The following is a 13,301-nucleotide window of genomic DNA, read 5'->3' as shown; positions in this document are numbered from 1 at the left end:
AGCCTTTCTGATTCGAGCCAGCGCCGACGGTGCCGCTGTCTGCAGCCACTCAATTGGCTGATCGTGTCGCGCTGAAGCGCTTGAGAATCCGCTCCGGAGCACGACACGGGCGGATCGACCACTAGACCTCGATCGTAACACTCAGGTCACACTGGGTCGATGTGATATGGTCGTCGCATCAAGTCCGCCCGTTCGGGACGGCTCTCGGCGATGAATTCGCCAGTAATCGAGGATTTTATGAGAATCGGCGTAATCGCGTCGGTCGCCCACCGTACGCCACCGAAAAACTACGGCCCGTGGGAGAACATCGCATCAACCCTGGCCGAGGGCTTCGTCGCGCGCGGACACGACGTCACGCTGTTCGCGACGGCCGACTCCGAGACGTCGGCGCGACTGGTCTCACCGGTCGCTTCGGGGTACGCGGAAACCGCCGGGGCGGACGCGAAAGTGGCTGAGGCGCTGCATAATTCGGCAGTATTCCAGCAGGCTGGCGACTTCGACGTGCTGGCCAACCACTTCGACTTCATGCCGCTGACCTACAGCCGTCTGGTGCCGACGCCGATGGTCACCACGATTCACGGCTTTTCGTCGCCGAAAATCGTGCCGGTTTATCGGGCATTCGATGACATCGCGCACTATGTGGCGATCAGTGACGCGGACCGGCACTCCGATCTTCGCTATGCGGCGACCATTCATCACGGCATCGACACCGCGCAGTTCACATTCCGGCCCGAGCACGGCGAATATCTGCTCTTTCTCGGGCGAATTCACCCGGACAAGGGAACGCACCTGGCCATCGAGGTGGCCCGGCTGACCGGACTGCCCTTGATCATCGCCGGTGTGATCCAGGACGAGGAATACTTCCGCACGGCGGTCGAACCGCACCTCACCGGCACCGCGGTGACCTATGTCGGACCGGTGGGCCCGGCGCGGCGAGACGAACTGCTCGGCGGCGCTCGCGCGCTGCTGCACCTGATCGGTTTCGCGGAACCGTTCGGCCTCGCGGTCATCGAAGCGCTCGCTACCGGAACACCGGTTATCGCAACGCCATTGGGATCGATGCCGGAAATCATTCGCGATGGCAGCACCGGCTTCCTCGTCACCGACGTGGCCGGTGCGGCGGCCGCGGTAGCCCAGGTCGAGCAGCTCGACCGGCGCGTCGCGCGTGATGACGCGTGCGCGCGCTTCGACGCGGATCGAATGATCGATGACTATCTCGCGCTGTTCGAACGCATCGTGCCCGCGACACCGCAACAGCAGGGCATCGGTTCCCCCGGACTGTTCTCACACGCCGGGCTGTAGCCGGGTTTCGACCATCGGTCAGCGGGAACGTCCGGCACACCAGCCGAAACCGTTCCCATCCGAGGAGTATCGATGTCTACCGATGCCATCGTGCTGTTACGTGAAGACCACAAAGCAATCCGCAAGCTGTTCCGAGACTTCGAGAAGGCGGGCGACACCGCGAAAGCCACCAAGGCCCGCGTCGTCGAGAAGATCATCGAAGCGCTGACCGTGCACACCTATCTCGAGAACGAATGCATGTATCCCGAGGTCCGCAAGCTCGTCCCGGAGCTCGAAGACGACATCCTCGAATCGTATGAAGAGCATCATGTCGCCGACGTGCTCGTGACGGAGCTGGCGACCATGAAGCCCGACGACGAGCACTTCACCGCGAAGACCACCGTGCTGATCGAGAACGTCGACCACCACATCGACGAGGAAGAGAACGAGTGGTTCCCGCAAGTCCGTGAGCACCTGGGGCGCAAGCAACTTCAGGAGATCGGGGCGCGGATGCTCGAGCTGAAGGAGAAGGCGCCCACCTCGCCGGCGCAGCCCTCGGCGGTGAAGAAGGCGGTCGACGCGGTGATCTCCTGACCGGTCCGCACTGATCCGTGGCCGGTTAGGGGCGCCAATTGTATTGTGCGGACATGGGTCTAGCGAAGCTTGCCGAAGAGTTCTGGGACTGGCGGATAGCCACACTGCCGGACTCCAGCGACGATCTGCCGCGGGTGCAGCGGCCGGACGGCTGGCTGCCCGACTGGTCGCCGACGGCGATCGCGGAGCGCAGGACGGTGCTCGCCGAGCTGACCGGCAGGCACCGCGAGCTCGACCTGTCCGACGAGCCGGTCGCGGTGCGGGTCGACGGTAGGCTGCTCGGCTCGGCGCTGGCCAGGGTGCACTGGGAACTGGAGTTGATTCGCGGGTGGGAGCGCAATCCCGAGTTCTATATCCAGCAGAGCCTCAGCCCGATCTATGTGCTTCTGCTGCCGCCACCGCCGTTCGACACCGCTCGGGCGGCGACGATCAGCGCACTGCTGCGGCACGTGCCGCTGGTGCTGGAACAGGCACGGCAGAATCTCGCCGCACACGCGAGCGCACCGTTCGCCCGCAGCGCGGTGCGCCTGCTGGACGAGGTCGGGGGTTCGCTCGAAGCGGCGATGGCCGCGCTGGTTCCCTTCCTGCCGGATGAGTACGCGGCGGAACTACCCGCGGCGACCCGGGTAGCTTCGGAAGCCGTTGCGGCCTACCGGGATTGGCTTACCGAGCAGCTGCCGTCACTGGGCGCTGCCGAACCTGTCGGACCGGAATCGCTGGCCTACTTCTTGCATCGGGTCGCATTGCTGCCGTATTCGGTGCGGCGGCTGCGCGAAATGGGCAGGCAAGAATGGCACCGGGCCGTCGCCACCGAGGCCGTCCTGCGCACCCGGTATCGGGACGCGCCCGCACCGCCACTGCCCGCCGATGCCGTGGAGCATGCCGCTCGCCAGGCTGCCGATGAGCGTGCGGTACGTGAGTTCGCCGAGCAGCGGGGGCTGCTGAGCCAGCCGGATAGCCTGCGGCACTACCGGTTCGCGCCCATCCCGCCGTATCTGGCACCGCTGAGCTGGCTCGGGGTCACCGACGACCTGACCTGTCCTACCCGCAGGGACGAGGACGCCATTCGTTACGTCCGCGACCCGCATCCGGAGCTGCCGTACTTCGACCATGCCGCCGCGTTCGATTCGCGCACCGCGATCGTGCACGAGGGGGTGCACGCCCAGCAGGTCGCGATCGGTTGGCAACACGACAATCCCGCCCGGCAGCGGTTCTACGACTCGGCGCCCAACGAAGGCATCGCGTTTCACTACGAGGAGTTGATGCTCCAGGCCGGGCTGTTCGACGACGCACCGGCCAGCGCGATCTTCGTGGTGAATGCCATGCGGCTGCGGGCATTACGGGTCGAGGTGGACATCGACCTCGCGCTGGGCAATCTCTCCATCGAGCAGGCGGCCGATCGACTTGCGGTCGCTGTGCCGATGGATCGAGAGACGGCGTGGGATGAAGCGGTGTTCTTCGCCGGTAATCCCGGTCAGGCGTTGAGCTATCAGATCGGCAAATTGCAGGTCCAGGACCTGCTCAGTACGGCGGTAAGCGAACTCGGCGACGGCTTCGACCTGAAGGAGTTCCACGACCGGCTCTGGCGCGAAGGGAATGTTCCGCTGGCATTGCAGCGGTGGGAACTGCTCGGCCTGCGTGACCATCTCGACGAGGCGGACCGGCTGGCCGGGTAGGGCCAGCACCGCATGTTCCGGGCCCGGCGCTGCGTTGCGGGTGTGATCGGTGCACTTATCGTGCTCGGCGGGTCGAGTGCCTGTGGGACTGAGGTCGGGACCGCTCCCGCTCCCGGCCAGGGAGACCGCGGCAAGGTCGTGTCCACGACCCCGGTCGCGCAGTTGTCGACCGAGGAGACCGCGGGCTATCTCGCCGAGGGACGCATCAATGCCGCGGTACGCAACGGTGTGGACGCGTATCGGGTGCTCTACCGGACGATTTCGCCGCAGGGAGAGTCGACCACCGCGAGCGGGCTCGTTGTGTTGCCGCGCACGGATTCTCCTCGCTTGCGGGTGGTCGTCTTCGAGCACGGCACCGTGGTGCGCAAGAGTGATGCGCCGTCGGTCAATCGGTGGAACCGTCCCGACCAAGCGCGGACCGTCATGTTCGGAGCAGCCGGGTACGCGGCCGTGGCTCCGGACTACCTCGGTCTCGGCGAGGGGCCGGGGACTCATCCGTACACCCATGCGCCTTCGGAGGTGAGCGCTTCGGCTGACTTGCTTGTTGCCGCGAAAGCCATTGCTGCCAAGCATCATCGTGAATTCGAGCGCGACGTGCTGGTGACCGGGTTCTCCCAGGGCGGCCATGCCGCAATGGCTTTCGGTAAAGCGTTGCAGGCGAATGAGGTTCCCGGCTTCGGTGCCGCGGCGCTGGCCCCGGTCAGCGGGCCCTACGATCTCCAGCACGTCCAAACACCCGCCGGGCTCGACGGTCGGATCGCGCCCGGCCCCGCGGTGTTCTTCTTCGCCTATTGGCTCACCTCGATGAACCGGATCTACCACCTCTACGACGATCCCACCGAAGCGTTCCAGGAACCGTATGCCGAAAAGATCGAGGGACTGTTCGACGGCACCCGCAACGAAATCACCATCGCCACCGCCCTTCCCATCACCCCGGACCTGCTGTTGACGCCGCGATTCATCGAGTGGGCGGCCAAACCCACTGGCGCCGCGCGAAAGGCGATGAGCGACAGCGACACCACCTGCGACTGGGTGCCACACATCCCGGTCCGCCTCTACGCCGCCAGCGGCGACCGCAATGTGCCCTACGCGAACGCCGAGCACTGCCTGCGAGCCATGCGCACCGGCAACGCCACCCTGCACGACCTGGGCGATCTCGACCACGCAGGCTCCGGACGCGCGGCGTTGCCGCAGATTCTGGCCTGGTTCCAGCGGGAGTTTCCGGCCAGTTGAGGCGCGGGGGTCAGGCGTTCGCGGGTAGGTCGGTGCCCGCGCCGCGGCGCCGGATCGCGACCAGGTCGTGGCGGGCGGCGGGGAGGGTGCTCTCGTGCACGCCCTCGATGGTGAAGCCCGCGTCGGCGATCATCACGCGGTCGTCGGCTCCCGGCTGGCCCTCGCTGGTGAGGTAGTCGCCGAGGAACATCGAGTTGGCCAGGTGTAGCGCCAAGGGTTGCAGGGTGCGCAGGTGGATCTCGCGCCCACCCGCCAGCCGCACCTCCACATCGGGGAAGTAGAACCGGAACAGCGCGAGGATGCGCAGGCAGCGGTCCGGTGTGAGCTCCCAGCGGTGGCCGAGCGGTGTTCCCTCGAACGGGATCAGAAAGTTCACCGGCACCGAGTCGGGATCCAGCTCGCGCAGCGCGACCGCGAGATCCACGATGTCGGTATCGGATTCGCCCATGCCGAAGATCGCTCCGGAGCACGGTGACAGTCCCGCGGCCGTCGCCCGGCGCAGGGTGTCCACCCGATCGCCGAAGGTGTGGGTCGAGCAGATGTCCGCGTATCGGGCTTCGCTGGTGTTGAGGTTGTGGCTGTAGGCGTGCGCACCGGCGGCCGCGAGACGCTCGGCCTGGCCATCGGTCAGCAGGCCGAGGCAGACACACACCTCGACCTGCGGGTTGTCCACCTTGATCGCGGCGATCGTGTCCTCGATGCGCCGGATATCGCGCTCGCCAGGGCCCCGGCCGCTGGCCACCAGGCAGACCCGCTTGGCACCGGCTCGGACGGCGTGATCCGCGACTTCCGCGGCCTTGCCCGGGGTGATCCAGGAGTACTTGAGCACCTCCGAGGCTGAGCCGAGGCGCTGCGAGCAATAGCCGCAATCCTCCGGGCACAGTCCGCTTTTCATGTTCACGATGGTGTTCAGCTTTACCCGGCGGCCGAAGAACTTGCGCCGTACGCGCGATCCCGCCGCCACCACGTCGAGCAGTTCCACCGTTTCCGACAGAACGGACAATGCCTCCTCGCGCGTCGGTGCCTCCCGTCGTAATGCCTTGTCCACCAATTGATCCAGCAGTTCAGCAGTCATGAGAGCCAACGTATCAACAAACTTGAACACTGTTCAAGTATTTCCTTGAACGGTGTTCAAGTTCGGTGCTGTGCAGGGAAACCTTGGTTACCGCCAGCCGGTGGCGAACTGCAAGGCGAGGCTGGAGCAGGCCAGGATCACCGCGAGGATGCCGCCGAACAGGAGCGGGCGAGATCCGGCGCTACGGAGTTGCCGCCAACTCAGCGAGGTGCCGATGGCGGCGAGGACCGCGGCGATCAGCCACGCGCTGATGCTCGCCAGGGGAGCGGTCCATGAGCCCGGGACCATCCCGAGTCCGGCAATCACCGATGCGGCGAGAAACAGGGCGACAAAGAGTGGAAATGCCTGCAGAACTGAGCTTTTCGCCGTCGTATCGGCGCGCCGGTTCGCGAGATGCAATCCCAAGCACATCGGAACGATCATCAGGCTGCGGACAAGTTTGACGATCACCGCGAAATGAGCTGCGGCAGGTCCGAAAATGACCCCCGCCGCCAACACGGACGACGTGTCGTTGATGGCCGTGCCCGCCCAGAGCCCGAAAGCCTCCTGGGACAACCCGAGCAGCCGTCCCAACGGTGGATAGACAAGCACGGCAACGACATTGAAGACGAAGATGGTCCCGAGAGCGTAAGCGACCCGATCGCGATCAGGCTTGAGCACCGCCGTGGCAGCGGCAATGGCCGACGCCCCGCAAATCGTGGTACCCACCGCCACCAGAATCGCCGACTCCCGATCCAGCGCAAGCATTCTCCCGACAACCACCGCGGCCACAGCCCCCGCGATCAACGTGCCGACCAGCACCACCGCCGTCTCCCGCCCAACACTCAGCACTGCCCCCACCGGCAACCCGAGCCCGAGCAACACGATGGCAGCGCCCAGCACCCGCTGCCTGGTCAACACCAGCCCTGGCTCGAAACGCCCTGTGTCCGTGCCATACCGGCGCGCCACCGCCCCCACCCCGGCACCCCCGGCCAACGCAAGCACCGGCGCCCCCGCCACCGGCACCATCACCCCCAACAACGTTGCCGCAGTAGCCAACCCAGCCACCAACAACAAACCGGGACCAAAGCGACCAAGGAACCTCACCCCCAAACGATCCCGCCCCACACCCGCCCGAGGTAGCCGCCGAAACAGCAACACCCCATAAGCCAGACGAATGGCTCGCGCCCATGATCAACGGGACATGACGGAGGCCCGACTCGTACTATGCCGCAGCCATGTCCCGTTGATCATGGCGATGGAGGGTCCATACTGGGAGGGTTATGACGCTGCCACCGGGGACGCCTGATCTGGACGTTCTCGATTTGTTGGTTTCGGTTGCTGAGCTCGGGAGTTTGGGGGCGGCCGCGCGGCGGCACGGGATCAGTCAGCCTGCGGCGAGTATGCGGATCAAGGCACTGGAGCGTCGGTTGCGGTTGCGGCTGTTGGATCGCGGACCTACCGGGTCGGTGCTGACGGACCCGGGGCGGTCGGTCGTGGGGCATGCGCGGTTGGTGCTGGAGGCGGCGCGGGCGTTCAGTGCTGGTGTCGCCGCGCTGCATGCCGCCGACGTGCCGAGGCTGCGGGTGGCCGCGTCGAAGACCATTGCCGATCATCGGATTCCGCAGTGGCTCAATGCGTTACGCGTCAGCTGTCCAGAGGTGGCGGTGTCGCTGGAGGTGGACAACACTCGGCATGTCGAGGCGTTGGTTCGGGAAGGTGCGGCCGATATCGGTTTCGTGGAGGGTCCGCATCCGCCGCATGGGCTCGGTAGCCGGGTGCTCGGGGCGGACGAACTGGTGGTGGTTGTCGGGCCCGCGCACCCGTGGGCGCGTCGGCGGAAGCCGGTGACGCTGCGGGAACTGGCGACGACGCCGCTGCTGTGGCGCGAGCCGGGGTCGGGGACCAGGGACACGGTGTGGGAAATCCTCGGCGCCGAATGTCAGCCCGCGCAGCCCGCCGCCGAGCTGGGCTCGGCGGTGGCGATCTCCGCCGCGGCGCGGGCGGCGGTGGCGCCCGCGGTACTGAGCAGGTTGATCGCGGCCGCCGATTTGACCAGTGGCGCGCTCATCGAGGTGCGGGTGGCCGAGCCGGTGGTGCTGAGCAGGAAATTTCGCGCGATCTGGCGACGGCAATCACCGCCGTCGGGACCGGCCGGGATGCTGGCCGAGCATGCCGCGCGGCTCGAATCACATGGCGCTCGTCACTGGTGACCTGGCGATTCAGCACGCCGGATGCGGGTAGGCAGTCCAGGACACGGATCCGAACCAGAAAGGCGGGAATGATGAGCCAGCCCATCACCAGCACTCTCGACACGGAACAGCAGAAGGTCGCGGGGGAGGCCCTGCGGGCAACCGTGATCGACCTGATCGACCTGTCGCTGATCGCCAAGCAGGCCCATTGGAACGTGATCGGCCGCAACTTCCGGTCGGTGCACCTGGCCTTGGACGAGCTGGTTACGGCGGCCAGGGAGTTCACCGATGCCGCGGCCGAGCGGGCGACCGCCGTCGGCGTCAGCCCGGATGGCCGGGCTGACACGGTCGCGAAGGAGACCAGCGCCGTCGGCTTCCCCGAGGGCTGGCAGCAGGACACCGATGTCATCGAGGGGATCGTCGGCAATCTGCACGCCGTGATCCAGCGCCTCCGGGAACGGATCGAGGCGACGGAGAAGGCCGACCCGGTGACTCAGGACCTGCTCATCGGCATCGCCGCCCGGCTCGAGCAGCTGCACTGGATGTGGCAGGCGCAAGTGGCGACGATCTGACGTCGCGCACAGACGGTGTGCAGCGCTAGCGCGACAGTCCGTGCACGCGCGCGATGAGGCGCTCCAGCACCGTGCGCGGCAGCAACCTGCGCACCGCGAACATCACCGGTGCGTTGCTGCCGACGGCGTAGAGGGGCCGCGGCCGATCGGCCTCGACGGCCTGCACGATCGTGTCGGCAACCCGATCGGCCGTGATGCCTTTCCCTTGTGCCTCATCGAGTTTCGCGATGAACTTGGTGAAGTCGGCGGTATGCGGCGAACCGTCGGATAGGTATTTCGTCCGGCGTTCCCGCAGTCCTGTGTTGATCTGTCCCGGTTCGATGGTGGTGATCCACACGCCGAACGGTGACTCCTCGAACCGCGCGGCCACCGCGAACCCCTTCAGCGCCGCCTTCGTTGCCCCATAGGACGACCGATACGGCATCGGGAAGCTGGCGATCATGGACCCCACCATGACCACCCGGCCGTACCCGCGCTCCCGCATGCCAGGCAGCACCGCCTGCGTCAGCGTCACCGGCCCGAGCACATTCAGCCGGAACAACCGCTCCACCGCGTCGGTCGGCAGTTCCGCCAGCGGTCCGGCCTGACTCTCTCCGGCATTGTTGACCAGCACATCGACCTCGCCGAGCTCCGCGACAAATGCCTCGATGGACCCGGTGTCGGTCAAATCGAGCGCCCGGTATTCCACCCCCGCCACCCGAGCCTCGTCACCGATCCCCTCTGGCTTCCGACTCGTCCCGATCACCCGATACCCCCGCCGCACCAGCGCCGCGGCCGTCGCCTTCCCGATCCCCGACGAAGCACCGGTAACAACAGCAGTGCGAGGCATAACCATCTCCTTTAGTCAGCGACTCCAGCCGACGATAGCCCTCCCTCGACCAGCCTCGCAGCTTCGCCACCCCCGATCACGCCACCCGCTGTGCGAAGCCGATCAGGCGGGTGCGGCAAACGTGAGCGCAACGGGGGGTGGCGGGTTGGCGATGGCGTGTTGAATTCTGTGGGTGGGGTCGGTGGACGGGTCGGGGGCTCGGGTTTTCGGGGGCTAGGGTTGGCCGGCGCGATAGGGCGGGACTGCTGTCGCCGGGATGTGTAGGCCGCTGGATGCCGAGGAGATTGTTGTGGTTGTCGACACTGTTCGTGAGGAACAGGCGATCCGTCAGCTGACGGAGCGGTTGGTCGAAAACTTCGGCGGCACTTACTCTGCGGAGTACATCGAGGGAGTCGTGGGGGCCGCGCGCAGGCGGTTCGAGGGACATCCGGTCCGGCAGTTCGTGCCGATCCTGGTTGAGCGGTACGTTCGTCGGGAATTGGAGCCGGTGGGGGATGCGGCGAGCGCGGCTGCCGGGCCGGGAACCGGCAAGGCGCGCAGGGCGATCCCGAAGCACAAGGCCGATTCGGGAGATCGCGGATTGCCGGTCGTGCTCCGCGAAACATGGTCCACCAACAAGCGTTTCGTCTCCGGTGCGGTTGCCGCCGTGGTCGCGGCGCTGGTCGTGGTGACCGTCGTCGCGGTGGTGCTCGCGGTGCGACAGCCCGGCGGCGGACCGGTCACGGCGGCGCCCGCCGCGCCGCTGACGGTGGTGCACGGCGTGGTCGGGTCCGAGAAGATGTCGTTCTTCCAGGACTCGAAGGTCGTCGAGGCGCTGGCGCGCAATGGGTTCGAGGTCGAGGTCGACTCGGCCGGGTCACGACAGATCGCGACCTCGGTCGACCTCGCGAAATACGACTTCGCATTCCCGTCCAGCGAGCAGGCCGCCGAGCGAATTCAGCGGCAGCGCAACGTGAATGCCAAATACATTCCGTTCTCCTCGCCGATGGCGATCGCCACGTTCACGCCGATCGCCGACCTGCTGGCCAAGGCGGGTGTGGTGCGTCCGGGACCGGTGCCGACCTTCGACATGGCGCCTTATCTGCGCATGGTCGGCAACAACACGCGGTGGGATGATCTCGGCGACAACGCCGCGTATTCCGTGCGCAAGAACGTGCTGATTTCTACCACCGACCCGCGCAGTTCCAACTCCGCGGCCATGTACCTGGCGATCGCGGGCTACGTCGCGAACAACAACACCATCGTGCAGGGCACCTCCGCCGAGGAAGACATCCTGCCCACCGTGGCAAGGCTTTTCGTCGGCCAGGGCTACACCCAGAGCAGCAGCGAAGGCCCGTTCGACAGTTACCTCGCGACCGGCATGGGCCCGACGCCGCTGGTCTGGATCTACGAGGCGCAGTTCGTGGACGCCGCGGTGCGCGGCCTGATCAAGCCCGACATGACGTTGCTGTACCCGTCGCCGACCATTCTTTCCCGGCACACGCTGGTGCCGTTCGGCGAGCGGGGCGACCGGATCGGCCGCTTGCTGTCCACCGACCCCGACCTGCAGCGCCTCGCCGCCGAACACGGCTTCCGCACCAGCGACGCCGCCCAGTTCGGCAAAGTCACCTCCGACCACAAGATTCCGGTCGCCAACGACCTCATCGACGTGATCACCACCCCGACTTACGACACGCTGGAGCGCCTGCTCGACGGAGTCACCAAGTCCTACAACTGACCCGCGGACGAACGACGAGCGTGCTGCCGCATTCAGCGCGTGCCGTGGCCCGCGCAGGCGGACAGGGCGGTGTCCTTGGTGGCATTGAACCTATCGATGGTGGCGTTGAGTGTGTCGGTGTCCGCGCGACGGGCCAGCGTGTCGGCGAGGACCCGGCTGTCGTCGCGGTAGGTGTGCAGCACATCCGCGATGTTCGACGGCACCTCTTGCGTCACCTGCTGGTCCACCGCGCTCGCGCCGTCGCGCAACGTGGTGACGGCAACGTCGGCCTTGCTGTTGGCCTCCGGATCGTTGACGCCCTTGACGTTGCTGACCGCGATGTAGTCGTTGAACACCCGGACCGAGTTGCCGTTCGCCTCGTAGAAGGCATCGCACGCCGATCCGGTGGCGCGTTCGATGGCGGCGGCGCGCGCCGCCGATGCGGCGATGGCGGAGGCGGTGACCTCGGAGGTGTGGGCGGCCAGGTCGGTCCGGTTGACCTCGGCGGTGCCGGAAACCTGCTGCGAGCAGGCACCGATGATCAGCACGCCCGCCACGGTCGTCAAGGCGGCGACGGTGAGGCCCGTGCGTTCCAGTCGTCGCATGCCGGTCCCTCTCTCCGCTCGGCAGGTCCGGCCGGGACGGGATGCCGGACATTTCGACCGTACGTCGACGCGGCAGGTGTCGTCATCCGGCTGCACCGATATCGATGACCAACCGATATCTGCGGGCTGTGCCTATCGCACCGGGGCGGCTCGTGGCCCCGGTGCGACAGACCGGTCGGATCAGCTCTGGCCGAGCATGGCGCGCATCTTGTCGATCTCCGCTCGCTGGCTGTCGAGGATGGTGCGGGCCAATGCCTTCGACTCGGTGTTCGTGCCATCGGCGAGCTCGGTCTCGGCCATGGCGACCGCGCCGGTGTGGTGCTCGATCATCATGGTCAGCCACTGGCGATCGAAATCCGGGCCGGACGCGGCCTGCAGGGCATTCATCTGCTCGGCGCTCATCATCCCCGGCATGGCGTGACCGTCGTGGCCGGTGCCCGCGGTGGGAGCGGGCTTGCCGAAACTTTGCAGCAGCGCGGTGATCTGCTGCATCTCCGGCGCCTGGGCCTTCTCCACGTCGGCGGCGAGAGCCAGCAACTGCTGGTTCTGGCTGTGGCTCGGCACCAGCTTCGCCATGTCGACGGCCTGGGCGTGATGGGGGTACATCATCTGCAGGAAGGTGACGTCGGCGTCGTTGAAGTCGGTGCGGGCCGCCGCCGACGTGCTCGACGACGCGGGCGCGGTCGAGGTGCCGTGATCCATTCCGGACATCGGGTCGGAGTCGTTGTCGCTACAGCCCGCGATGAACAGGGCGGCGGCCGCGGTGCTCGCGGTGAGGACGGCGGTGATCCGGGTACGTGTGATGAACATGGTTGTGCTCCTTGCGAATTGGGTTCGATTGGTTTCTGACATGGCAAAGCGGCGACCGTCGCGACGGTCGGCTGCCTGTCAGATCCGCAGAATCGACAACTCGGCTAGGGAGAGCACGGTCCACGGCGGCGACCGTTCGCGCCGTGGGCGCGGATGACGCAGCCGCGCAACACCATTGCCCGGCCGATCAGCCATTCGATACAGCAACACCAGCGCGAGGGCCAGGGCAGCGGCGGCGAGGATGAATACACAGCCGTGCATCCCGCCGTGCAGGCCCCCGCAGCCGTCGCCCGCGCAATCCGCCCCTGCCGCACCGGAACTCCCAGGCATCGCTAGTTGACCGATGGCAACGTCTGTCGGCATCGCCGTCGGACCGAGGTCGCTCCCTCCCGCCCCGGCAGCCTGGTTCAAACCATGGCTGTGCGGCATGGCGCCCGGGCCGAGATCATGGCCGTGCGGCACCGGTTCGAGGGCAGTGCCGGTCCGTAGCGCGAGCATCCGGTCGGTGCCGGTTGCCGCGGCCGCCATCTCGGCGGTGAGTCCGCCACCACCCGCCCCCGCGCTGTGGTCGGAATGCGCCGCCGCGTGACCGGACATCGCGAACACCACTGCGTGCATGGCGACGATCCCGGCCAGCAGCACCAGCACGCCGAGCGCCCTTGCGGGCCCGGTCGCGCGCAGCAGAGGGTGCTGTTCGGCCACGCGGTCAGTGTAATAGCGGCTCATCAGTGCTACGCAATACCCCTTGCTGGTATGGGT

General features: G+C 66.8%; 13 protein-coding genes. 7 read left to right on the top strand and 6 right to left on the bottom strand.

Features of this window, described 5'->3' with window-relative positions; translation table 11 throughout:
* Window positions 1–237: 237 nt before the first annotated feature.
* From KV110_RS35645 to KV110_RS35630, 4 genes are all read left to right on the top strand, one after another.
* The gene (locus tag KV110_RS35645) at window positions 238–1,302 is read left to right on the top strand and encodes a glycosyltransferase family 4 protein (RefSeq protein WP_218471532.1); all 1,065 of its coding nucleotides are present in this window, start codon (window positions 238–240) and stop codon (window positions 1,300–1,302) included.
* Window positions 1,303–1,374: 72 nt separating this feature from the next.
* Window positions 1,375–1,875 (top strand): hemerythrin domain-containing protein, encoded by a 501-nt coding sequence (locus tag KV110_RS35640; RefSeq protein WP_218471531.1) that lies wholly within the window; start codon window positions 1,375–1,377, stop codon window positions 1,873–1,875.
* Window positions 1,876–1,928: 53 nt separating this feature from the next.
* On the top strand, window positions 1,929–3,551 hold the full coding sequence (locus tag KV110_RS35635; protein ID WP_218471530.1) for a DUF885 family protein: 1,623 nt from the start codon (window positions 1,929–1,931) through the stop codon (window positions 3,549–3,551).
* Window positions 3,552–3,689: 138 nt separating this feature from the next.
* Window positions 3,690–4,784, top strand: coding sequence for an alpha/beta hydrolase (locus KV110_RS35630; RefSeq protein ID WP_218471529.1), 1,095 nt, complete (start codon window positions 3,690–3,692; stop codon window positions 4,782–4,784).
* Window positions 4,785–4,794: 10 nt separating this feature from the next.
* On the opposite strand, the gene bioB is transcribed toward KV110_RS35630, so the two are convergent.
* On the bottom strand, window positions 4,795–5,859 hold the full coding sequence (gene bioB, locus KV110_RS35625; RefSeq protein ID WP_218471528.1) for a biotin synthase BioB: 1,065 nt from the start codon (window positions 5,857–5,859) through the stop codon (window positions 4,795–4,797).
* Window positions 5,860–5,946: 87 nt separating this feature from the next.
* On the bottom strand, window positions 5,947–6,945 hold the full coding sequence (locus tag KV110_RS35620; RefSeq protein WP_218471527.1) for a YeiH family protein: 999 nt from the start codon (window positions 6,943–6,945) through the stop codon (window positions 5,947–5,949).
* A gap of 176 nt (window positions 6,946–7,121) precedes the next feature.
* Between KV110_RS35620 and KV110_RS35615 the strand changes: the two genes are divergently transcribed.
* Both KV110_RS35615 and KV110_RS35610 read left to right on the top strand, forming a co-directional pair.
* Window positions 7,122–8,051: a LysR family transcriptional regulator gene (locus KV110_RS35615; protein WP_218471526.1), complete on the top strand. Its 930-nt coding sequence runs from the start codon at window positions 7,122–7,124 to the stop codon at window positions 8,049–8,051.
* A 71-nt stretch (window positions 8,052–8,122) separates the two neighbouring features.
* Window positions 8,123–8,602, top strand: a complete 480-nt coding sequence (locus KV110_RS35610) for a Dps family protein (protein WP_218471525.1) — start codon at window positions 8,123–8,125, stop codon at window positions 8,600–8,602.
* Between the two features lie 25 nt (window positions 8,603–8,627).
* Here the strand turns inward: KV110_RS35610 and KV110_RS35605 are convergent, their stop codons facing one another.
* Complete coding sequence (locus KV110_RS35605; protein WP_218471524.1) at window positions 8,628–9,431, bottom strand: SDR family oxidoreductase; 804 nt, start codon at window positions 9,429–9,431, stop codon at window positions 8,628–8,630.
* Window positions 9,432–9,720: 289 nt separating this feature from the next.
* Here KV110_RS35605 and KV110_RS35600 point away from each other — a divergent pair, with 289 nt between their 5' ends.
* Entirely contained in the window at window positions 9,721–11,148 is a 1,428-nt protein-coding gene (locus KV110_RS35600) for a three-helix bundle dimerization domain-containing protein (RefSeq protein ID WP_246634176.1), read from the top strand.
* 32 nt (window positions 11,149–11,180) lie between these two features.
* Here KV110_RS35600 and KV110_RS35595 read toward each other — a convergent pair whose 3' ends face one another.
* The 3 genes from KV110_RS35595 to KV110_RS35585 all read right to left on the bottom strand — a co-directional run bounded on the left by KV110_RS35595 (window position 11,181) and on the right by KV110_RS35585 (window position 13,244).
* A complete protein-coding gene (locus tag KV110_RS35595) occupies window positions 11,181–11,732 on the bottom strand; it encodes a hypothetical protein (protein ID WP_218471522.1) in 552 nt (183 codons plus the stop codon).
* A gap of 180 nt (window positions 11,733–11,912) precedes the next feature.
* Window positions 11,913–12,542 (bottom strand): DUF305 domain-containing protein, encoded by a 630-nt coding sequence (locus KV110_RS35590; RefSeq protein ID WP_218471521.1) that lies wholly within the window; start codon window positions 12,540–12,542, stop codon window positions 11,913–11,915.
* A 78-nt stretch (window positions 12,543–12,620) separates the two neighbouring features.
* A complete protein-coding gene (locus KV110_RS35585) occupies window positions 12,621–13,244 on the bottom strand; it encodes a DUF6153 family protein (RefSeq protein WP_218471520.1) in 624 nt (207 codons plus the stop codon).
* Window positions 13,245–13,301: the final 57 nt, after the last annotated feature.

The organism is Nocardia iowensis (assembly GCF_019222765.1).
Classification (GTDB): domain Bacteria; phylum Actinomycetota; class Actinomycetes; order Mycobacteriales; family Mycobacteriaceae; genus Nocardia; species Nocardia iowensis.
Note: the sequence above shows the minus strand (reverse complement) of the source record. Positions and strands in the feature narration are given on the sequence as shown.

Coding starts and splice junctions, on each gene's coding strand:
- KV110_RS35645 (WP_218471532.1), top strand. CDS start 238: ATGAGAATCGGCGTAATCGCGTCGGTCGCCCACCGTACGCCACCGAAA.
- KV110_RS35640 (WP_218471531.1), top strand. CDS start 1,375: ATGTCTACCGATGCCATCGTGCTGTTACGTGAAGACCACAAAGCAATC.
- KV110_RS35635 (WP_218471530.1), top strand. CDS start 1,929: ATGGGTCTAGCGAAGCTTGCCGAAGAGTTCTGGGACTGGCGGATAGCC.
- bioB (WP_218471528.1), bottom strand. CDS start 5,859: ATGACTGCTGAACTGCTGGATCAATTGGTGGACAAGGCATTACGACGG.
- KV110_RS35615 (WP_218471526.1), top strand. CDS start 7,122: ATGACGCTGCCACCGGGGACGCCTGATCTGGACGTTCTCGATTTGTTG.
- KV110_RS35610 (WP_218471525.1), top strand. CDS start 8,123: ATGAGCCAGCCCATCACCAGCACTCTCGACACGGAACAGCAGAAGGTC.
- KV110_RS35605 (WP_218471524.1), bottom strand. CDS start 9,431: ATGCCTCGCACTGCTGTTGTTACCGGTGCTTCGTCGGGGATCGGGAAG.
- KV110_RS35595 (WP_218471522.1), bottom strand. CDS start 11,732: ATGCGACGACTGGAACGCACGGGCCTCACCGTCGCCGCCTTGACGACC.
- KV110_RS35590 (WP_218471521.1), bottom strand. CDS start 12,542: ATGTTCATCACACGTACCCGGATCACCGCCGTCCTCACCGCGAGCACC.